Genomic DNA, 20,991 nt, shown 5'->3' with positions numbered 1-20,991 from the left:
TACACCTCTCTATTCGTCGGCAGCGTCAGATGTGTATAAGAGACAGGATATATACCCCGTTGAGATGAGCTACGCGTTCAAACTATTACTTGATGAGATTAAGTCCCTCGGGGTTGCTCCCAGGCTCAATCTTGAAGATGCTGTATAAGGTGAGGTGGACATATGGCAAACGTACCTCCTATTCCAAAAAGAATCGCTTCTATCAAATTCGGCTTATTGTCCCCGAAAGAGATCCGTAAGATGAGCTCAACGCCCATCATTACGGCCGACACTTACGATGACGACGGATTTCCAATTGACATGGGGCTTATGGACACGAAACTCGGGGTTATCGACCCCGGGCTTCGCTGCAAGACATGCTCCGGCAGGGCAGGCGAATGTCCCGGACACTTCGGGCACATTGAACTTGTTGCCCCTGTTGTCCACGTTGGCTTTAACAAAGTAATCCGAAAACTCCTCAGGGCAACCTGCAGAAAATGCAGCAAGATTCTGCTGGACCCGACCCAGAAACAGAAGTTTCTGGATCAACTCGTTGCAGTTGAAGAAATCGGGCACATGCCTGATGACCTCATTAATGAGGCATATAAAGAAGCCAGCAAGGTAAAGACCTGCCCCTACTGTAATGAAGAACAGCTCGATATCAAATTCGAAAAGCCCACCGAATACCTGGAAAACGGAGAAAAGCTGACCCCTACCGAGATTAGGGACCGCTTTGAAAACATCCCGGACGAGGACATAAGGGTTGTCGGGATGGACCCGAAGAATGCAAGGCCAGAGTGGATGATCCTTACAGTCCTGCCTGTGCCTCCTGTTACGGTGCGCCCTTCGATCACTCTGGAATCCGGGCAGCGCAGTGAAGACGACCTGACCCACAAGCTGGTAGACATTATCAGGATCAACCAGAGATTCCAGGAAAACAGGGAAGCAGGAGCTCCACAGCTTATCATTGAGGACCTGTGGGAGCTACTTCAATATCACGCTACTACATTCTTTGACAACTCGGTTTCAGGAATACCCCCTGCAAGACATAGATCAGGCAGACCTCTTAAGACCCTTTCCCAGCGTTTAAAAGGTAAGGAAGGAAGGTTCAGGGGAAGCTTGTCAGGTAAGCGTGTTAATTTCTCTGCCCGTACCGTTATCTCTCCTGACCCGAACCTTAGTATAAATGAAGTCGGTGTCCCCATACCCATTGCACGGATTCTGACAATGCCAGCAGTGGTGACCCAGAGGAACATCGAACATCTCAAGGTCTATGTAAGGAACGGCGAAGATGTTCACCCCGGAGCAAACTATGTGCTCAGGTCCGACGGCAGGCGCATAAAGGTAACCAATATGAACAAGGACGACCTTGCCGATAAACTGGAATTCGGCTGGGTTGTGGAACGACAGTTAAAAGACGGCGACATCGTGCTCTTCAACAGGCAGCCTTCTCTGCACAAGATGAGTATCATGGCCCATTCCGTAAAGGTTCTGCCTAACAAAACCTTCAGGCTGAACCCTGCAGTCTGTCCTCCTTACAACGCTGACTTTGACGGGGACGAAATGAACATGCATGCCCTCCAGACCGAAGAGTCAAGGGCCGAGGCAAAGATCCTCATGCAGGTTCAGGAAAACATCCTTTCTCCACGTTTCGGAGGTCCCATTATCGGTGGGATCCACGACCACATTTCAGGGCTTTTCCTTCTGACCCGTTTTGAAAACCATATTACCAGTTACGAGGCTTACGACCTTCTGAGGAAGAGCCGTGCACGCAACCTGCCCGAACCTGCAGGCCACGACGAGGACGGGAAACCTTACTGGACAGGAAAACAGATTTTCAGCCAGATCCTGCCTGAAGGCCTTAACATGGAGTTCACGGCTCAGGTCTGCTCACACTGTGATACCTGTAAGAAAGGAGAATGCCCGAACGATGCCTATGTGGTAATTCGGAACAGTGACCTCCTTGTGGGCACGATAGACGAAGCGGCCATTGGGGCATTCAAAGGAAAAGTTCAGGACCGTATTATCAAGGAAATCGGTCCCGAAGCCGGGTCCAAGTTTATAGATGATATGACCAAGCTTGCAATCCGGGCGATCATGAGGACAGGCCTGAGTTTCGGGATAGCTGACGAAGATATTCCGAAAGAAGCCAGGATCCAGATCAATGAGGTTCTCGCTAAAGCTGAAGAAGCCGTGCAGAACCTTATCAAATCTTATCAGAATAAAGAGCTTGAACCCCTCCCCGGAAGAACCCTTGATGAAACAATTGAAATGAGCATCATGCAGAAGCTCGGAAAGGCCAGAGACGAGACCGGTGGAATTGCAGACAGCCACATGGGGCTTGAAAATTCAGCAGTTATCATGGCGCGTTCAGGAGCAAGAGGTTCAATCCTGAACCTTACCCAGATGGCAGCCTGTGTTGGCCAGCAGGCAGTGCGTGGAGAGCGCATTCGCAGAGGATACTCAGGCAGGACTCTGACCCACTTCCAGGAAGGTGACCTGGGATCGGATGCCCACGGGTTCGTCAAGGCAAGTTACAAGAGCGGGTTAAACCCGACAGAGTATTTCTTCCACGCAATCGGTGGTAGAGAAGGTCTTGTGGACACTGCAGTCAGGACATCACAGTCAGGGTACCTGCAGAGGAGACTTGTCAATGCTCTCCAGGACCTTGAAGTCCAGTATGACCTCACGGTAAGGGACACCAGGGGTGTGCTTGTGCAGTTCAAGTACGGAGAAGATGGGATTAACCCAACAAAAAGCGACTTCAGCAAACCCGAGACCATCCACAGGATCGTCCGTTCCGTGATAAACAAGAAGGTGGCATGATGAGTATTAGCGAAGCTACAATCGATAGCATGATAAAAGATCTGCCTTTTCCTTCTAATATATTAAGTGCCCTGAGGGAAGATGTTCTCAAAGCCGGGGTAAGCAAGAAGGAAATGGAAGAGATCATAGAAAAGGCAATGGAAGAATATGAGGTCTCATGTATCGAACCCTGTGACGCTGCAGGTGTGGTTGCAGCCCAGTCCATAGGGGAGCCAGGTACTCAGATGACCATGCGTACCTTTCACTACGCCGGTGTGGCCGAGATTAACGTTACTCTCGGTCTGCCCCGTCTGATCGAAATCGTGGATGCCCGGAAAATTCCGAGCACTCCAATGATGACAATCGCCCTTTCCAAAGAGAATCCTGAAGATTACGCTTACAACAGGGAAAAAACAAGAGCCCTTGCCTGGGAAATTGAAGCGACAAAAATCGATCATATCGCTGACGTGACCACTGACCTTTCCCAGATGAAGCTTATAATAGACCTGCACGAAAAAGCAATGGAAGGCAGGAATATTACAATAGACCAGGTGAAAGAGAAGTTCAACGAAGAACTGAACGTGCTGGTCAACATCTCTCCTGACATAGATAACCAGATTGTTATCACCCCGGGAGAGCCTTCTTACAGAGAGCTGCTCCAGCTTGCAAAAAGCATCCACAATGTAACCCTCAAAGGAATAGAAGGGATCAAGCGAGTGGTGGTCAGAAAGGAGGGTGAAGAGTACACTCTCTATACAGAAGGCTCAGCTCTGCGTGACGTACTTCAGTTTGAAGGAGTGGACAGGACCCGAACCAGCACAAACAACATTAATGAAATCTATGAAGTGCTGGGAGTCGAGGCTGCAAGAAATGCAATTATCAAGGAAGCCACAGATACCCTGCGTGAACAGGGTCTTACCGTGGATATCCGGCATATTATGCTTGTAGCAGACATCATGACCTGCGACGGGGAAGTAAAACAGATCGGTAGACACGGAATTTCAGGTGAAAAAGCCAGTGTATTTGCCCGTGCAGCTTTCGAAGTTACTGTCAATCACCTTCTGGATGCAGGAATGCGGGGAGATGTGGACAAGTTGGAGGGTGTCACAGAAAATATCATTGTCGGTCAGCCTATTCGCATGGGTACCGGAGATGTGCACCTTGTAAGCAGAAAGACGGGAAGAATTGAAGCTGAGGAAATCGAAGCCGAAGAAGAATGAAGTTATGCCGGGAAAAACTCCGGGTTTAACCTATAATTATTTAAATATATAACCTGATAGAAGACCAAGTTCAGATCAGGTATACATTACCTTAATAGACTTCATCAAATCCTGCTGCAGAAACTTGAGTCCGCGAGGCTCATAACCAGAAAATTGATATAAGGCATCAGGTATTTAGAGTACCATATACTCACCACGCTTGGAATCTTTATTTAGAAAGAGATAGAGTAGATGAGCTAATTTGAGACAGAGTTGATGAAAATGAAGATCAATGTTGATAAATCTCTTATCAAGGCTGTGAAAACAGGAAAAGTAATAGTTGGAGCCAATCGGACCATGGATGCAGCAGCAGACGGCTCTGCAAAAATGGTGGTCCTGGCATCAAACTGCCCCGAAGACGTTAAAATGAAAATACAGGCAACAAATGTTCCGATCCTGGAATACGGTGGCACAAGTGTAGAACTCGGGCCCGTATGCGGAAAGCCCTTCACGATTGCAGCCATGGCAATCCTCGATGCAGGAGAATCGGATATCCTGGCAGCTACAGCTTGATAAAAAGGAGTTGCAACGTCTTGGGTGAAATAAGACTTACTGCAGAAAGCATCCAGTACATTGCATTGTTTGAAAACATGACCCGAGCCAAAATACTTGACTGTATTCCGGAAGAGGAAAGGCTCGTTTATGTTGTAAAGCAGGGTGATATGGGGCTTGCAATAGGCAAAAACGGAGAAAATATAAACCGTGTTAAAAAAGCCCTGGACAAACCTATTGAGCTTGTGGAATATTCAGAGGATCCTATAACTTTTATAAAGAATGCCTTCGGACCGGTATCCGTAAGTTCAGTAAATCTTACAACCAAAAATGGCAAGCGATTAGCTTATGTAGAGGTACCCAATAAAGAGAAGGGGCTTGCCATCGGTCGCAACGGCAAGAACATAGAGAAAGTGAAGATGCTTGCCCGTCGTCACCACACTATAGAAGATGTGATCCTGCAGTAATATCCCATTAATTTATGTTGATCCATTAATCCGGCGTTGAAGGACAATTCTGGCATTTAATGCCACAATAGGAAACTGTGATCAATTTTTAACAGGAGAAATTTACAATGGCTAAAGGAAAATATGCAGCTAATATACTCAAACAAACCAGGAAAGATGCCCGCTGGAAAGATAACTACTACTGCAGGCGTGTTCTTGGTCTGAACGTAAAAGCTGACCCTCTTGGTGGCGCACCGCAGGGTCGGGGTATAGTATTAGAGAAGGTAGGAGTTGAAGCAAAACAGCCGAACTCCGCAATCCGAAAATGTGTAAGGATCCAGCTCATTAAAAACGGGCGTCAGGTAACCGCATTCTGTCCTGGAGACGGTGCAGTAAACTTCATTGATGAACACGATGAAGTTACCGTGGAAAGGATCGGAGGCCGTATGGGTGGTGCTATGGGTGATATTCCCGGCGTACGTTTTAAGGTAATTGCCGTAAACAACGTGTCTCTGAACCAGCTGGTTATTGGCAGATTGGAAAAACCCAGGAGATGATTTTTGTGTACAAAATTTTCGGCAAATGGGACCCAACAGAAGTTGAAGTAAGAGACCTTGGAATCAAGCGTTACGTCAGCCTTACTCCTGTAATCGTCCCCCACAGCAGCGGAAAGCATGCCAGGCAGCAGTTTAACAAATCCGAAATTTCCATTGTTGAACGTCTGGCAAACAACCTGATGAGGACTGAAATCAACAGCGGAAAGAAACAGGTAACCCTCCGTGCAGTTGAGGAAGCTCTGGACATTATAAACAAGAAGACCCAGCAGAACCCTATCCAGGTTCTCGTGGAAGCCATTTCCAATGCCGGCCCCAGAGAAGAAGTGGTCAGGCTGAAGTACGGCGGTATCTCCGTTCCAAAAGCAGTTGATACTGCACCCCAGAGACGTGTGGACACTGCTCTGCGGTACATCAGCATGGGAACAAATGCCGCATCTTTCAAATCCAGACGCACAGTCGCAGAATGCCTGGCAACCGAAATCATAGGCGCTGCAAACCGCGATACGAAATCCTTCTCTATCAACAGAAAGGATGCAAAGGAAAGAGTTGCAAAGGCAGCACGCTAATCAATTTTGCGGGTTGCACCGATTTAAAAATACATATTATAACTAAATTATATTTTTTTAAAAGGTATCAGCATGGGACGAAGGAAGAAAATGGTCGAGCGCGTAACGACGCTCATGAATGAACCAGAGAAAATCCGAAATATCGGTATCGTTGCGCACATTGACCACGGAAAAACCACATTATCGGACAACCTGTTAGCAGGCGCCGGCATGATTTCAAAGGAACTTGCCGGAAGACAGTTGTTCATGGACTCCGATGAAGAGGAACAGGCAAGAGGTATTACAATCGATGCCTCGAACGTTTCCATGGTTCACACTTACGACAATGAAGACTACCTGATCAATCTGATTGACACTCCAGGGCACGTTGACTTTGGTGGAGACGTTACCCGTGCCATGAGAGCCGTAGACGGTGCAGTTGTGGTCGTGGACGCAGTCGAAGGTACGATGCCCCAGACTGAAACCGTGCTCAGGCAGGCCCTCAGGGAACACGTCAGGCCCGTGCTTTTTGTCAACAAGGTAGACAGATTAATCAATGAGCTGCAGGTTGATTCTCAGGAAATGCAGGTTCGCCTTGGCAAAGTAATTGACCACGTGAACAAGCTCATCAAGAACATGAATCCGGAGAAGTTCAAGGCAGGCTGGAAAGTAGATGCAGCAGCCGGAACTGTCGCATTCGGTTCAGCTCTTTATAACTGGGCAATCAGTGTGCCTATGATGCAGAAGACCGGGATTTCATTCAAGGAAGTCTATGACTACTGTAAGGCCGAAGACATGAAGGCTCTGGCAGAAAAATGTCCTCTTCATTCAACTGTTCTTGATATGGTCATCAGGTACCTTCCAAACCCTCTTGAAGCCCAGAAGGGAAGAGTACCTGCTATCTGGCACGGAGACGCTAACTCTGAAGTTGGCAAATCCATGGCTGCTGCAGATGCAGCCGGTCACCTTGCTTTCATGGTAACGGACATTTCCATAGACCCTCATGCAGGAGAAGTCGCAACCGGAAGGCTGTTCAGTGGATCTTTTACTCGTGGAATGGAAGTTTATACATCCGGGACTGCAAAAAAGAGCAGAGTCCAGCAGGTAGGCATCTTCATGGGCCCCGAAAGGCTCGAAGTGGAGAAAATCCCTGCAGGAAACATTGCTGCAGTTACGGGCTTAAAAGATGCAATCGTAGGGTCCACAGTTACAACCCTTGATGGCATGACACCTTTCGAAAGCATCAGGCACGTAAGCGAACCTGTGGTGACTGTGGCTGTAGAAGCCAAGCACACCAAGGACCTTCCCAAACTGGTTGAAGTCCTCAGGCAGGTCGCAAAGGAAGACCCGACTCTCCAGATCACCCTGGACGAGGAAACAGGGGAACACCTGATGGCCGGGATGGGAGAACTTCACCTGGAAGTCATTGCCCACAGGATCGAAAGGGACAAAAACGTGGAAATTACCACGAGCAAGCCTATTGTGGTCTACAGGGAAACTATCAGGAGAAAGATTGAACCTGTAGAAGGAAAGTCCCCTAACAGGCACAACAGGTTCTATATCTATGTGGAACCCCTTGACACTGCAATTGTCGATCTGATCAAGTCCGGTGACATCAGCATGAACATGCCCGAGCTTGAGCGCAGGCAGAAGCTCATGGAACTCGGCATGGGGAAAGAAGAAGCAAAAGGCATTGTGGGCATCCTCAATTCCAACATCTTCATAGACATAACCAAGGGTATCCAGTATCTGAACGAGACAATGGAACTGGTGCTTGACGGGTTTGAAGAAGTCATGAAAGCAGGTCCTCTCACAAGAGAACCCGTGGCAAACGTGAAGTGCGTGCTTGTAGATGCAAAACTTCACGAAGACGCAATTCACAGAGGTCCGGCTCAGGTCATCCCCGCAGCAAGGCAGGCCATCCAGGCAGGGATGCTTATGGCAGAAGACAGCCTTCTCGAACCTTATCAGAAGGTATTTATCCAGGTGCCCCAGCTCACAATGGGCGGTGCAACAAAGGAAATTCAGGGCCGCCGTGGAATTATCCTTAACATGTCCACAGAAGGAGACCTGGCAATTATCGAAGCCAGAGTGCCTGTGGCCGAGATGTTTGGATTTGCAGGAGAGATCAGGTCAGCAACCGAAGGACGTGCTATGTGGAGCACTGAATTCGGAGGCTTTGATATCGTACCAACCAGCATCCAGACTGAAGTAGTAGGTCAGATCAGAGAGAGGAAGGGTCTCAAGAAAGAACTTCCGAAGTCTGCTGATTACCTTTCAATGTAAGCGGAATTTATTCCGCTTTTCCTTAATATTTTAAAAGTAATACCTATTTCCTTTGGAATGAAGAAAAAAAGATCTCGACTGACCTGGAAGGGAAAAGAATCCCTATCGGTTCGAGGATAAGGCCAATCGGAAAGCTTTAAGTCAAGGTATACCTATATTGGGGAAAATAGTCCAGGCCGCTGGATATTCATACAGTACCAGTTCAAGAAAAAAGGCCGGAAAAAGGGAAACTGACAATATTGATTTAACAAAATAATATCGGAAGTGGATGAATCAATATTGAGATTTGCCCTAATCTTAATATAGTAAATATTTGATATACGGATTAAACTCATCCAGAATTACAGGAGAATTATAAATATGGCAGCAGAAAAACCACACATGAATTTAGCAGTGATTGGTCACATTGACCACGGAAAGTCAACTTTCGTAGGACGCTTAATGTACGATGCAGGGGCTGTAGCTCCACACATCATTGACAAGTTTAGAGAAGAAGCAAAGCAGAAGGGTAAGGAATCCTTTGCCTTCGCCTGGGTTATGGACTCTCTTAAGGAAGAGCGTGAAAGAGGTATCACAATTGACATCGCTCACAAGAGATTCGACACAGACAAATTCTATTTCACAGTTGTAGACTGCCCTGGCCACCGTGACTTCGTAAAGAACATGATCACAGGTGCTTCTCAGGCTGATGCTGCTGTCCTTGTAGTTGCAGCCCCTGATGGTGTCATGGCCCAGACCAAGGAACACATCTTCCTTTCCAGGACCCTCGGTATCAGCCAGCTTATTGTTGCAATCAACAAGATGGATGCAGTAGAATACAGCGAAGCCAGGTACAAGGAAGTTATCGAGCAGGTATCCGGTATCCTTAAAATGATCGGGTTCAAGCCAAGCGAAATCCCCTTCATCCCGACCTCCGCATTCCAGGGCGACAACATCATCAAAAACAGTGCAAACACTCCCTGGTATAAGGGTCCCTCCATCATGGAAGCCCTCAACAACCTCAAAGAGCCTGAAAAGCCCTCCACTCTCCCTCTCAGGATCCCTGTGGAAGACGCATACACCATCTCCGGTATCGGAACTGTGCCTGTAGGCAGAGTAGAAACCGGTGTCATGAAGAAAGGTGACAAGGTTGTTTTCATGCCCGGAGGCATAAGCGGTGAAGTAAAGTCCATTGAAATGCACCACGAAGAAATTCCACAGGCATTCCCTGGAGACAACATCGGATGGAACGTCCGCGGTATCGGCAAGAATGACGTCCGCAGAGGAGACGTTTGTGGCCCTGTTGACAACCCACCAAAGGTTGCTGAAGAGTTTGTAGGACAGGTAGTGGTCCTCCAGCACCCCTCCGCAATTACTGCAGGTTACACCCCTGTATTCCACTCCCACACCACTCAGGTCGCATGCCAGCTGATTTCACTTGACAAGAAGCTGGACCCGAAGAGTGGCCAGGTTAAGGAAGAAAACCCGACCTTCCTTAAGGCCGGAGACGCAGCAATCGTTACCATCAGACCAACAAAGCCGATGGTTATCGAGCCCGTAAAAGAAATTCCACAGCTCGGCAGGTTCGCTATCCGTGATATGGGTATGACAATTGCCGCCGGTATGTGCATGAGTGTTAAGCAGAAATAACACTCTCCTTTTTTCATTTTGTAAGGAGAAAAAAGGTTATGCAAAAAGCTAGAATAAGATTGTCAGGCATCAGTCCCAAGGATCTGGATGGAGTCTGTAACCAGGTAAAGTTAATTGCAGAAAGGACAGGAGTAAGCATTTCAGGGCCTGTTCCGCTTCCAACAAAGAAACTTGTAGTTCCCACAAGGAAAAGCCCCAGCGGGGATGGAACTGCAACCTGGGACCACTGGGAAATGCGCGTACACAAGAGGCTCATCGACATCGCAGCCGATGAAAGAGCACTCCGTCAGCTCATGAGAATCCAGGTTCCCAAAGACATAAACATCGAGATTGTACTCGAAGGATAAATGCAAAAAAAGACAGGTTACAGAAATCCTCTGTATCCGGTCTTGCAAATTCCTTTTAACTTCGTTATTTCAGAATATTTACTCATCCACTTTTTGAGAATTTACCGGCAGCTGCCTGCTTCAGGGATTTTCAGTCCGCCGGAATATTCTGCAAATCTGTTCTGTCTTTTGTTCTGCGCTTTTACTTCAGATTTTTAACTTCACCTTTCACTTTCAACTTTACTTCAGATTTTTAACTTCACCTTTCACTTTCAACTTTACTTCAGATTTTTATTTCAGATTTTTAACTTCAATTTCTTCTGCGAACCCTGCTTAAAAGCGATTCTCTGCGGTGTAGGTAATAGTTTTTGTGCCATTTGCAGAAACCGTCACTCTGAACTCAATGGTAAAAGCATCAGTTTTTCGGTACTCGTCTGAAGTTTCCAGGATTTTCCATTCTCCGTAGAGATGTTCCACGACAATCACGTCCTGAGGTTCGGACTTGCTGTTGTTAATTTGTATCTCGTAGCTGACTCTCTCTACGTTATCACTTATGCGCTGGTAATCGGTCTGGTTTCGTGTGACTGTAAGGTCGAAGGCCGAACCGACAGTCAGTTTGAGTTCCTCGCCCAGAGGAGTATGCCCTATACTGTCTTCACCCAGGAACTGGAGTTCGCCTGCAGAGTCGGTTTTATAAACTCTTACGACACCTGCCGGAAGAGGCATACCAGGCCCGGTTTCCTTTGAGTTTTCAAAGGTAAGGAAAATTCGGACCCTCTTACTCAGAGAATTATCATAGATGAGCTCCTTTTCCACAGGCACGGAGTCTATAGAAAAAAGTGATATCTGCTTTTCCTGATTATTTTTCAGAGTTGCCGGCCTGTCGAGAGTATAGAGGTGATATTCGGAAAGGGTCTCTTCGGTAAAGGATGGCACTGATTCTTCAGCTACAGCTCCTTCGGCACGTTCTGGCAGAGGCCGTACAGGGGGAAACGCACGGTTTAGTTCTCCGGAGACAAGTTTCAGGACTGCATTTTCATAGGTAATCCCTGCCCTGTTGTCAATATTAGCCCAGCCCCTGATATCAGCTTCAGTGTCATCGGCATTACTTTTCAGGACATAATTTGCTTTCCAGCTTAGACCTTCTGTCAGGTAGGACGTAAGGAGTTTGCGCGTTCCCGAAACAGGGGAATAAATCTGCCAGATAATAGTCGGTTTTGTTGAAAGTTCCGACGCATTCTGCAGTTCTATCCTGGAGACATCCTGAAGCACTATAGCTTCACCAGTTTCAGTTTCCAGGACGACACTCCCGCCCTCATGGCTGAGCAGCCTGCCTGTGTAGACATCACCGTTTGTGCCCGTTACTGTTATCTCCCTGCCAAGGTACTTTTCAAGTAACCCGGAACTGCTCGCAAGGTCATATTCATAGTTCTGTTCAAGCACCGTCACCTCCCCGCCCTCAGGGTCTTCGACCAGAACCGAGGAAGGGATAATTCCGGAAGCAATGTCCGTATATTCCACCCTGTTGGTCCCGCTTTCAAGCTCTATATCTCGCCTTTCTTTTACAAGGGCAAGCCCCTGTTCATAAATTGTAAGATCCAGATTCCCTCCGGCTTCAACTGCTCCTGAAGCCAGAATTCCCGGAGGATCTGCGGCTGGAATTTCCTCGGAAATTCCCGGATCTGATCCGGTTTGATTTTTTTCACTGCCGGACACATTTGCCTGAGCAATACTATCCGGATAGTGAGGCACATAAGCTGAAAAAAGTAATACGAATGCGATAAACACTAAAAAGAGCCATAGAATATGTTTCTTCACTCCCATAGTATAATCATTGGGGGTTCGGATTTATATAGATATGATTTTATAGAAAACTATAGAAGATTGACTGAAAAGAGTAGAAAACCGGATTTCTTAAACGGACTCTTGAAAAAAGCAAATTATAAAGTAAGAAGTCAAAAAGTGATAGAATGAGAGGGCTAAAAGCCCCCTTAAATAAGTATTCATATTTCTTTCGTTAAGCGGGAGTCCGGAATATTTTCACGCATTTCATTCCGGCTCAATATCTGTGTCCCACTGTGAGAGAGACTTTTTTCGAACCGTCTGCGGGCACGGTCACTTCCCATTCGGCAGTGTAAGCATCCGTCTTTTCATAAGTATCGGAACTGGCGGTAATCTCCCAGTCTCCGTAGAAATGTTCCACGATCCTGATTTTCTGTGCTTCAGGCTTATGGTTATTTAATTCAATCTCATAGCTTTCCCGCCAGACATTAGTGCCTACCTTTTTGTAGTCGGTCTGGGTTCTGGTGCCGGTTACATCAAAAGCGCTTCCGACAACAACTTTGACCTCCTCATCTTTTGGGGTGTGGTCTATACTATCTTCTCCGAGGAACTGGAGCTGCCCTTCGGAATCTGCTTTATATACCCTCAAAACTCCGGCAGGGAGAGGCATTCCAAGACCTTTTTCCTTTGAGTTATTCAGGTTCAGGACTACCTGCACTTTATCACTTTTTGAAACATCAAAGATAAGTTCCTTTTCCACGGGCACGGAATCTGCAGAGAGCAGGGAGAGCTGCTTGACCTGGTTATTTTTCAGAGTAGCCGGCCTTTCCAGGGTGTAGAGATGATACTCAAAGAGGGATTCCTCAACAAAGCTGTCCTTTGCACTTTCATACATTACTTCCTCCTCTGCAACCTCCTCAGTATAACGAATCGGCTGCGGTACAGCTATACGGTGAACTTCACCTGCAACGAGCTTCAATTTGGCATCCTCATAGGTGGTCCCTGCCCCATTGTCGACACTGACCCAGCCCTGGATATCAGCCTTTGTATCATCCGCATTCGTCTTTACGATGTAGTCTGCCCTCCAGCTCATGCCGTCCGTAAGATAGGAAGTAAGGACATCCCGGCTGCCTGCTACAGGAGAATAGACCTGCCAGACCAGAGTGGGTTTTGTAAGCAAGTTTGCAGAGTCAGGGAATTCCACTCTTGATACCTCGGAAAGAGTTACAACCTTCCCATCACTTAACCTGAGCACTATCCCGCCGTCATAGCTGAGAAGAATTCCTGTATATGTATTTCCTTCTTTTTCGGTTACAGTAATCTCCTTGTCCAGGAATTTTCCCAGAAGCTTCTGACTACTCACAAGATCGTACTCATAGTTCTGTTCAAGCACAGCAGTATTTTTGTTCTTTGTGTCCTCAAACATTACAGAAGTCGGGTCAATGAGAGCTGCAACATCCGTATACTCAACCCTGTTGACCCCGATCTTTAAATCGAGTTCCCTGCGTTCTTTTACAAGGGCAAGGTTGTCATTATAAACCGTAACCTCGGTAGCTGCATCTGTCGCCGCAGCCCCTGCCGTAAGCAACTCCAGAGGATTTGAAGGTTTGATACTGGATATTGCACTGGAAGAGGATTCAATACCATTAGCAGCGATTTCATGCTCATCAACCTGAACCGTGACTTCAGCAGCTCCAGGGTATCCAAGCGCTGCAGCTGTGGCTACAACCCCGATAAAAGCCAGAAAAATCCATAGATAACTTTTTCTTGTTCTCATAACAGTAAAATAAGCAACTGTGTTATATATATGTGACTTTGACTACGGATTCATTCGAAGTCATCCCTCTAAACCCCTAACTTTTCGAAGCTATAAGGTGCAAGAAGTCCCTCAGAACACTGGAAATTAAATAATCCCTCCGGATTTAATAAAAATAAGTCTGAGAACAGTTATAATAATATATACCAGTACAGCGTATAGAATTTAAGACAGATGACCACTAAGCCCGAAAAAACTAAAGGACTTGTTTTCATGAAAACTATTGAGACCCTTAAAGTAAAAAACCGGATCAAAATCTCAAATTTTATCTCCGGTTTTATACTTATCTTATTTTTTGCAGTAACCATACTTCCAGTTTCAGCTTCTGGAATCGAGGCTAGCAGGGAGATTTCTGCAGGAACGGTTTATGCAGGCGGAACTTTCACAGTAACCGTGCACATACAGACAGACCAGTATATTGAAGCTCCCACCCTTGATGAAAACCTTCCAGAGGGATTGTCCATAAGCATAGTTGAAAATGCCGGGGCTACGTTCCAGAATACCGACACTTTCAAAGAGTCTACCCTGGAATGGATCTGGGTAGAGAGCCTTCAGGCAGGCGGAGAAAAAACTGTTGTGTACAGGGTTACAGTGCCTTCAACTGCGGAACCTGGAAATGTCACAATTTCGGGTAATGTTTCTGCGTATTCAATCTCCGCTGTTCCTGTTACAGGAGCTTCGGAAATAATAGTCACATACCCTCCTCCTGAAGCTAAATTTTCCGCAAGCCCTCTCTCCGGCACAGCGCCTCTTACAGTCCAGTTCACGGATTTATGTACAGGCAACCCGGATTCCTGGGAGTGGGACTTTGATGGAAACGGAAGCATAGACTCTTCAGAAAAAAATCCGGCATGGACCTATGAAATCCCGGGTACCTATACTGTCATCCTCAGGGCAGCTAACACTACCTACGGAAATGATACTGAGACAAAAGAAGGTTACATCCGGGTTATGGAGAAAACCGCGTCTTCCGGAGGAAGCGGAAGAAGCAGTGGAGGAGGGGGCGGGGGCGGAGGTGGAGGCTCTCCGGAATCAAGCAGAAACATAGAGCTCAAGGAGCTTTCAAATGAGCAGGTCTTCAAAGGAGTCCACGCCTGCTATACCTTCAAAGGAGAGACAAACGAAATAGTTGCTGTGGAGTTTGACCCGAAAAAGAACTTCGGCAAAACAACCACAATTGTGGAGATGCTAAAGAACACGTCCGCAATAGTGAAAGAGCCTGCCCCCGGAACCGTTTATAAGAACCTGAATATCTGGGTTGGAAACAGCGGATTTTCAAGCTCTGAAAACCTTGAAAATGCCCGGATAAGCTTCAGAGTAAAACGGACCTGGCTTTCCGAAAATGACATAAGTGAAAACACAATGACCCTTTACCGGCACAATGAAAATACGTGGAACGCGCTGCCCACAACCCTGACCGGAGAAGATGAAGATTTCTTCTACTTTACAGCAGAAACCCCGGGATTTTCGCCTTTTGCGATTGCAAGCCCTGAAAAGAATACAAAACGGATTGAAATCACCCCTATTAGAAATAAAGAAAGTAATGTCATGAGCACAGGAGAAATATCCGAAGAAGAAAGTGAAGAAAATCTGGCTTCGGATAAAGAAAAAGAAGATAAAGATACTCCGGGAGCTGGAGTTTCATTTACGGCAGCCGGGCTTCTGGCATCATACGCAGCCATGAAGAAAAAGAAAGAAAGCCGCAAGTAAAACGACCAGGGGCACCTGTAAGAAACTAACAGATAGAAATGACCAGCGAAGCAGTAAGAAACCAACAAAAACAAACGAACAAACAAACAAACAAACAAACAAACGAACAAACAAACAAACAAATAAAGTGGATGGCCAGACAAGCTGGCGTAGGCATCCTATAATAGACGAATTAAAAAGCTGCTCCCGGAGTCAGGAGAAATATTTTCCAGTCCGGGAGGAGATTCTACTAATATCAAATATATCCGCACTTCTCAAGCCAGGTAAGGGACCTTATCCATTCCCCTTTCGGCTCCCTTGAAGTGCCAACGACAAGCCGCTTCATATCCCCGAATTCTTCAACCACGCCGCGGGCTTCTATGATCTCCCCTGGGAGAGCCTGGCCTGCATAGGTGTGGGTATAGGAGAGCACATGGTCGATTTCGTCGTGTTCTACTTTGTAGTAAGAAGGGCTGTCAAAGGCAAAGTCAGCGTTTTTGACCTCGGCTTCGATTTTCATTTTGACCGTATCTTTTCCCCGCTGGAGAGGCTCTTTAATCTGATCCCATTCCCGCACGAAAAGGAGGTCGAAATACGTGCCCTCAACCATGCCACGGTTGCCTTTTCTGGACTCATGTAACATGAATTCGTCAAAAGAAATCTCAGGGATTCTTTTCCTGTAGATCCTCTGCCACATGTCTTCATCGATTTCTTCGATAGGTCCCTCCTGCTTTTTTGCGGCAGTTATGGCGTCCCTTGCCCTGAACCACATAGGACCGTAGACAACAAAATCGACATCCGAGCTCTCATTCTGCAGGCCTGCAAGCATTGAACCCGTAACTCCCATACTTGTCCTGGGAATTCCTGCCATATCAAGCACCTTTACGATTGCCCTTACACGGCTGTCAGAATTCACAAGCTCCGGGATGCAGTCAGAGGGACGAAGCACCTGCTTTACCTCGGACTCCGGGACAACGTGCACGTCCTGCACCCATTCAGGCCTGTTTTGCGTCATGAATTCGAAAGCCGGACCAAAATCGTATTTTTTGTACCGTTTCCCGTTTAATTCTCTCTCCCCGTTTTCATCAGGAACATAACGGAGTGTAGATCTTATCCCATCGTTACGGAAATAGTCAGAAACCGCAAAAAGCCAGTCATCGTTTGTAAGAAGAAAATCTCTGAGGCGTGTTTTAAGCATTTTATATCATCCCTGGAGCCTGTGAAGAGTACTCGAATTTAACTGAACTTAACTGCCGCCGATCGACCTTCAGTTAAGAATGACTTAATAATGACTTAATAATGACTTTATAATGACTTTATAATGACTTTATAATGACTTTATAATGACTTTATAATGACTTAATAATGACTTTATAATAACTTAATAATAACTTAATAATGACTTTATAATGACCTTAATAGCGGCCTTAAAAATGACAGATTAATAACACTTTAACTGCCATTATTTTAAAATAAACAGCAGGATAAAATGTATTGTACCATTCATGTATTTAACTGTCAGTATTTAAATTCTTAATTAATGGGTAAGAAAATGGAGTAATATATACCTGGAGTAATATATACTGAAGGAGTAAAAATAAAGGAACTGAAAATTATCGAAAAAATAAACGGAATAAACTGCATGTGCAGAAAATCCGAGGTAATATTTTTGAGAAATGATCCGAGTGCAGAAGCGCTTGAAGCCTGGATTATCCGGCTAAGGCGAGAATTTCACCGATACCCCGAACTCAGTTTCAAAGAACATGAAACCCAGAAGAGAATCCTGAAAATTCTTGGAGAACTGGGAATAGAAGCCAGGAAGATTGCGGATACTGGCGTGCTTGCAAGCATCCGGGGCACAATGCCCGGCCCCTGCATTGCCCTGAGGACGGATACTGACGGCCTGCAGGTCCAGGAAGAACTCACAGAAAGAAACGAGGATTATATTTCCGGAAACGATGGAGTAATGCATGCCTGTGGACACGATGGTCACATGGCAATGCTTTTTGGGGCTGCACGGCTCTTTTTAGAAAACAGAGACTTTCCAGGGGAAGTCCGCCTGATCTTCCAGCCTGCAGAAGAGATCCCTCCAGGCGGCTCGGAGAGGGTTATTGCCGAAGGAGGGCTAAAAGGCGTGGATGCAGTTATGGGTATGCACATCTTTACCAACCATGAATCCGGAAGCGTGGGTTTTCGCCCCGGGCCTTTTATGGCAAGCACAAACCGTTTTGAAATCACCCTTAAAGGGAAAGGGGGCCATATCTCAAAACCTGCAAGCTGCATTGACCCTGTCAGGATGGCAACGGACTTCATAAGCAGCATCTATCCAGCCCTCGAAAAACGGCTTGAACCGGATAAATATGTTCTGGGGGTCGGAAGAATCCAGGGTGGAGCCCAGTTCAACAGGACTCCTGACAGTGTAGAGATTCTGGGAAGCTATCGGACATTTGACAGCGAGACTACAGAAATTATCGACATGACAATAAGAGAGTGCCTTGATAGGGTTAAGGAAATATATGCAAAACCCGGGGAGGAGTTTACAGGGCTTCCGGATTACGCACTTGACATCCTGCATGGGTATCCGGTCCTGGTAAATGACCCTGATTTCACAGGTGCGGTTAACTTAAAACTTCAGGAAAGTTTCCCTGAGCTTACAGTCTATCCGGAACTGGAAAAGACCTTTGCTGCCGAAGACTTTGCAAGCTATCTTCAAAAGGTGCCAGGAATCTTTATTTCACTCGGCACCCGAAACCAGGAAAAAGGGATCGTGGAGATCAACCATTCATGCACGTTCGATATTGATGAAGATATCCTGCTCACAGGTACTGAAATTTTCTACACCATTTCCCTGGATTTCCTGAAGCATCCGGAAAAATATATTGACCTTCAAAAATATAATGGCCCTCAGGAGTATCTCGAAAAAGCCTGAAATTGGAAAAAACCTGAAATCCTGGAGGAGCAGGTAAAAAGGAACAGGTAAGAAGAGGCAGGTAAGAAGAGGCAGGTAAGAAGGAGCAGGTAAGGAGGGGCAGATAAATACAGGAAACTGCCCATTTAAAATAAAGGAGAAAAAACATGATCGTCCAGAGGTACGATGAATCCAGAAAGGAAGAAGTTCGCGACGTCGTCCTGGAAGTCCTGCTTGAACACGGCTTTGAGTACGACAGGCTTAAAGATTCGGACCTGAAAGACATCAAAGGTTATTATTTCGCAAAAGGAGGCACCTTTTTTGTAGGTATGGCCGACGACCGAGTAGTGGGTACTGCAGGGGTCCGTAAACTTGATGGGAACCTCTGCGAAATCAGGCGCATCTACCTTAAAAGGGGCTTCAGGGGAAAAGGTAATGGAGAAAAACTTTTTCTGGCTGCTATGGATTTTGCCGAGAAAAACTGTTCGGGTGCCGTGCTTAAAACCGATTCAACCCTTAAAAAAGCGATAGGCATGTATCTCAAGCACGGTTTTACTTTCGTAAAAGAGGAAGAAGGATACCTGTACTATGAGAAACGGTTTTAACAGAAACGGTTTTAACAGAAACGGTTTTTTATCAACCGTTTTACAGAAACGGTTTTTTATCAACCGTTTTACAGAAACGGTTTTTTATCAACCGTTTTACAGAAACCGTTTTTTATCAACCGTTTTACAGAAACCGTTTTACAGAAACCGTTTTTTATCAACCGTTTTACAGAAACCGTTTTACAGAAACCGTTTTTTATCAACCGTTTTACAGAAACCGTTTTACTTAAGAAATTGAGTTTTATTTTCCCGGGAAACTGCAGGTTCCGCCCTCTCTTTTCTCAAGAGCCTGAAGATATTCAAGCACAGCAAGCACAAAAGCTGAGTGAGACCAGGCAAGCGGCAGGACTGAAATGGATCTGCCTTTATCGTCCACCTGTTCTGACATAAGGCCTGTCGGGTGGGTATGAGCTGCACACCACTCCAGAAGCTCAAGGGCTCGTTCCAGGTTTCCGGTTGCGGAGTGCCACTGAGACAGCCAGAGAGTACAGATTATCCAGCTGTTCATGTAGCCGTAGTAACTGTCATGGAGATATCGGGCGATTCCGCCTGAGGGGCGCAGAAGTTCACGTTCGATGGCTTCCATTGTCCGGACAACCTTCGGGTCATCTGGCGGGAGGAGCCCGAAATACCAGACCGCAAACACCGAGGAATCAAGAGTAGGGTCATCGAGGGAACGCCGGAAACGCTTGAGTTTATCATCATAAAGCCTCTCGAGGATTGCCTGTTTAATGCGGTTTGCTGCTTCCCCCCAGACTTCTGCATTGTCATAATCTCCAAGGGAACGGGAGAGTTCACATGCCCCGTAGAGGCCGGCATAGACGGTGCATGCGCTGTAAGTATGCACGCCTTTTCGCTCTTCCCAGAGGTCAAAGCTCGAAATGGGAAGCCCGGTTTCCCTGTCCAGGGCTTTTGTAAGGTAATTGGCTGCGGGAAGGACAAGCCCTCTGTAATACCTGCCTGTAGTCCAGACACTCCTTGCAAGCTCCCAGTTGTTGTAGAGGGCATAGAGGGGAAGCCCGGTTTCATCAATCTGGACCATGGGCACGGGATGCCAGGTGCTCCCGAAATCTCCTGCGGGGGTATACTTGTGAAGGAAGTTTCCTCTATGTGTGATTGTCCTGGAGAAAAACTCAAATATCTCCGTACTCAGGTGATGGTACCTCGCTCTGTCGAGCGCAAGGCAGACCCAGGCTGCGTCTCTGGGCCAGCAGTAGGAGTAGAGGTCTGCCCCAAACTGCTTGATATCCGAGTCGCAGGAAGCTATCACCGAACCTGTAATATCCATGTGGGCAACAACTGCAAGGAGGCTGCGGTAAAAGCACTGTGAGACTCTTTCCGGAAGCTGCGGCATCCAGGCAAACTCCGGGAGGACGGAAGCCCTCTCGACAAAAGAGTTCCAGAAATTGAAGCTGTGGTGGAAAAGAGCGCTTCTTCCTGCTGCCTTTACTCTTTTATGAATCTTGAGCACATTGCAGTACTTTTTTCCAAAAACGACCCAGAAATGAACCCTTGTTGATTCTCCGGCTTTCAGTTCAGGCAAGGTCCAGCCAAGAGTTGAATCTACCGAGCCGTGGGCTACGGGGTTTCCACCGAGACTTGCATCATCTTCCATGTCTTTCCAGGTGCCTTCAAGCCCTTTCCACTCCGCAGTCCCTACAGCATGCTGGTCAAAGGGAGGGTCACTCGCATGCAGGAAATAACGATCGCGCTTGTAATGGATAAGGGTCTGTTTATCAATTACAGCGGTTTCTCCGATCTTGTTTTCAAGGATCCGGTAGTTCTGGTTGGAAAAAAGACGCAGGTGCTTGGGAGAATTCGAGATATTTTTGATTTCATAGGTCCTGTAAAAAATGTTCACAGACGG

Annotated in this window: 16 protein-coding genes; 12 read left to right on the top strand and 4 right to left on the bottom strand. The window is 46.6% G+C overall.

Going from position 1 to position 20,991, the window contains the following annotated elements; translation table 11 throughout:
- Positions 1–162: 162 nt before the first annotated feature.
- The 9 genes from EO95_RS16270 (at position 163) to rpsJ (ending at position 10,345) form a co-directional block, all read left to right on the top strand.
- On the top strand, positions 163–2,805 hold the full coding sequence (locus EO95_RS16270) for a DNA-directed RNA polymerase subunit A' (RefSeq protein ID WP_048136455.1): 2,643 nt from the start codon (positions 163–165) through the stop codon (positions 2,803–2,805).
- Positions 2,805–4,004 carry a DNA-directed RNA polymerase subunit A'' gene (rpoA2, locus tag EO95_RS16265; protein WP_048136454.1) on the top strand — a complete coding sequence of 400 codons (1,200 nt, stop codon included), beginning with the start codon at positions 2,805–2,807 and terminating at the stop codon, positions 4,002–4,004. Before EO95_RS16270 ends, rpoA2 begins: the two co-directional genes overlap by 1 nt.
- Positions 4,005–4,259: 255 nt before the next feature.
- On the top strand, positions 4,260–4,556 hold the full coding sequence (locus EO95_RS16260) for a 50S ribosomal protein L30e (RefSeq protein WP_082106093.1): 297 nt from the start codon (positions 4,260–4,262) through the stop codon (positions 4,554–4,556).
- Positions 4,557–4,576: 20 nt separating this feature from the next.
- Complete coding sequence (locus EO95_RS16255) at positions 4,577–5,002, top strand: NusA-like transcription termination signal-binding factor (protein WP_048136452.1); 426 nt, start codon at positions 4,577–4,579, stop codon at positions 5,000–5,002.
- A gap of 107 nt (positions 5,003–5,109) precedes the next feature.
- Complete coding sequence (locus EO95_RS16250) at positions 5,110–5,538, top strand: 30S ribosomal protein S12 (protein ID WP_048136451.1); 429 nt, start codon at positions 5,110–5,112, stop codon at positions 5,536–5,538.
- The gene (locus tag EO95_RS16245) at positions 5,535–6,104 is read left to right on the top strand and encodes a 30S ribosomal protein S7 (protein ID WP_048136450.1); all 570 of its coding nucleotides are present in this window, start codon (positions 5,535–5,537) and stop codon (positions 6,102–6,104) included. Before EO95_RS16250 ends, EO95_RS16245 begins: the two co-directional genes overlap by 4 nt.
- A gap of 72 nt (positions 6,105–6,176) precedes the next feature.
- Positions 6,177–8,369 carry an elongation factor EF-2 gene (locus EO95_RS16240; protein ID WP_048136449.1) on the top strand — a complete coding sequence of 731 codons (2,193 nt, stop codon included), beginning with the start codon at positions 6,177–6,179 and terminating at the stop codon, positions 8,367–8,369.
- A gap of 360 nt (positions 8,370–8,729) precedes the next feature.
- Positions 8,730–9,998 (top strand): translation elongation factor EF-1 subunit alpha, encoded by a 1,269-nt coding sequence (gene tuf, locus EO95_RS16235; RefSeq protein ID WP_048136448.1) that lies wholly within the window; start codon positions 8,730–8,732, stop codon positions 9,996–9,998.
- Positions 9,999–10,036: 38 nt separating this feature from the next.
- Positions 10,037–10,345: a 30S ribosomal protein S10 gene (rpsJ, locus tag EO95_RS16230; RefSeq protein WP_048136447.1), complete on the top strand. Its 309-nt coding sequence runs from the start codon at positions 10,037–10,039 to the stop codon at positions 10,343–10,345.
- A gap of 312 nt (positions 10,346–10,657) precedes the next feature.
- On the opposite strand, the gene EO95_RS16220 is transcribed toward rpsJ, so the two are convergent.
- The gene (locus tag EO95_RS16220) at positions 10,658–12,148 is read right to left on the bottom strand and encodes a DUF4139 domain-containing protein (RefSeq protein WP_052733614.1); all 1,491 of its coding nucleotides are present in this window, start codon (positions 12,146–12,148) and stop codon (positions 10,658–10,660) included.
- Between the two features lie 235 nt (positions 12,149–12,383).
- Positions 12,384–13,883 carry a DUF4139 domain-containing protein gene (locus EO95_RS16215; RefSeq protein WP_048136445.1) on the bottom strand — a complete coding sequence of 500 codons (1,500 nt, stop codon included), beginning with the start codon at positions 13,881–13,883 and terminating at the stop codon, positions 12,384–12,386.
- A gap of 252 nt (positions 13,884–14,135) precedes the next feature.
- On the opposite strand from EO95_RS16215, the gene EO95_RS16210 reads away from it, so the two are divergent.
- A complete protein-coding gene (locus EO95_RS16210; protein ID WP_048136458.1) occupies positions 14,136–15,632 on the top strand; it encodes a PGF-pre-PGF domain-containing protein in 1,497 nt (498 codons plus the stop codon).
- Positions 15,633–15,867: 235 nt separating this feature from the next.
- On the opposite strand, the gene EO95_RS16205 is transcribed toward EO95_RS16210, so the two are convergent.
- Positions 15,868–16,809 (bottom strand): nucleotidyltransferase domain-containing protein, encoded by a 942-nt coding sequence (locus EO95_RS16205; protein WP_048136444.1) that lies wholly within the window; start codon positions 16,807–16,809, stop codon positions 15,868–15,870.
- Between the two features lie 471 nt (positions 16,810–17,280).
- Here EO95_RS16205 and EO95_RS16200 point away from each other — a divergent pair, with 471 nt between their 5' ends.
- Together EO95_RS16200 and EO95_RS16195 are read left to right on the top strand one after the other, a co-directional pair.
- Positions 17,281–18,540, top strand: a complete 1,260-nt coding sequence (locus EO95_RS16200) for a M20 family metallopeptidase (RefSeq protein WP_394297382.1) — start codon at positions 17,281–17,283, stop codon at positions 18,538–18,540.
- Positions 18,541–18,686: 146 nt separating this feature from the next.
- Complete coding sequence (locus tag EO95_RS16195; RefSeq protein ID WP_048136442.1) at positions 18,687–19,124, top strand: GNAT family N-acetyltransferase; 438 nt, start codon at positions 18,687–18,689, stop codon at positions 19,122–19,124.
- A 241-nt stretch (positions 19,125–19,365) separates the two neighbouring features.
- On the opposite strand, the gene EO95_RS16190 is transcribed toward EO95_RS16195, so the two are convergent.
- On the bottom strand, positions 19,366–20,985 hold the full coding sequence (locus tag EO95_RS16190) for a glycoside hydrolase family 15 protein (protein ID WP_235283068.1): 1,620 nt from the start codon (positions 20,983–20,985) through the stop codon (positions 19,366–19,368).
- Between the last annotated feature and the right edge of the window lie 6 nt (positions 20,986–20,991).

It is taken from the genome of Methanosarcina sp. 1.H.T.1A.1, from assembly GCF_000979295.1.
Classification (GTDB): Archaea; Halobacteriota; Methanosarcinia; order Methanosarcinales; family Methanosarcinaceae; genus Methanosarcina.
Note: the sequence above shows the minus strand (reverse complement) of the source record. Positions and strands in the feature narration are given on the sequence as shown.

Coding starts and splice junctions, on each gene's coding strand:
- EO95_RS16270 (WP_048136455.1), top strand. CDS start 163: ATGGCAAACGTACCTCCTATTCCAAAAAGAATCGCTTCTATCAAATTC.
- rpoA2 (WP_048136454.1), top strand. CDS start 2,805: ATGAGTATTAGCGAAGCTACAATCGATAGCATGATAAAAGATCTGCCT.
- EO95_RS16260 (WP_082106093.1), top strand. CDS start 4,260: ATGAAAATGAAGATCAATGTTGATAAATCTCTTATCAAGGCTGTGAAA.
- EO95_RS16250 (WP_048136451.1), top strand. CDS start 5,110: ATGGCTAAAGGAAAATATGCAGCTAATATACTCAAACAAACCAGGAAA.
- EO95_RS16245 (WP_048136450.1), top strand. CDS start 5,535: ATGATTTTTGTGTACAAAATTTTCGGCAAATGGGACCCAACAGAAGTT.
- EO95_RS16240 (WP_048136449.1), top strand. CDS start 6,177: ATGGGACGAAGGAAGAAAATGGTCGAGCGCGTAACGACGCTCATGAAT.
- tuf (WP_048136448.1), top strand. CDS start 8,730: ATGGCAGCAGAAAAACCACACATGAATTTAGCAGTGATTGGTCACATT.
- rpsJ (WP_048136447.1), top strand. CDS start 10,037: ATGCAAAAAGCTAGAATAAGATTGTCAGGCATCAGTCCCAAGGATCTG.
- EO95_RS16220 (WP_052733614.1), bottom strand. CDS start 12,148: ATGGGAGTGAAGAAACATATTCTATGGCTCTTTTTAGTGTTTATCGCA.
- EO95_RS16215 (WP_048136445.1), bottom strand. CDS start 13,883: ATGAGAACAAGAAAAAGTTATCTATGGATTTTTCTGGCTTTTATCGGG.
- EO95_RS16210 (WP_048136458.1), top strand. CDS start 14,136: ATGAAAACTATTGAGACCCTTAAAGTAAAAAACCGGATCAAAATCTCA.
- EO95_RS16205 (WP_048136444.1), bottom strand. CDS start 16,809: ATGCTTAAAACACGCCTCAGAGATTTTCTTCTTACAAACGATGACTGG.
- EO95_RS16195 (WP_048136442.1), top strand. CDS start 18,687: ATGATCGTCCAGAGGTACGATGAATCCAGAAAGGAAGAAGTTCGCGAC.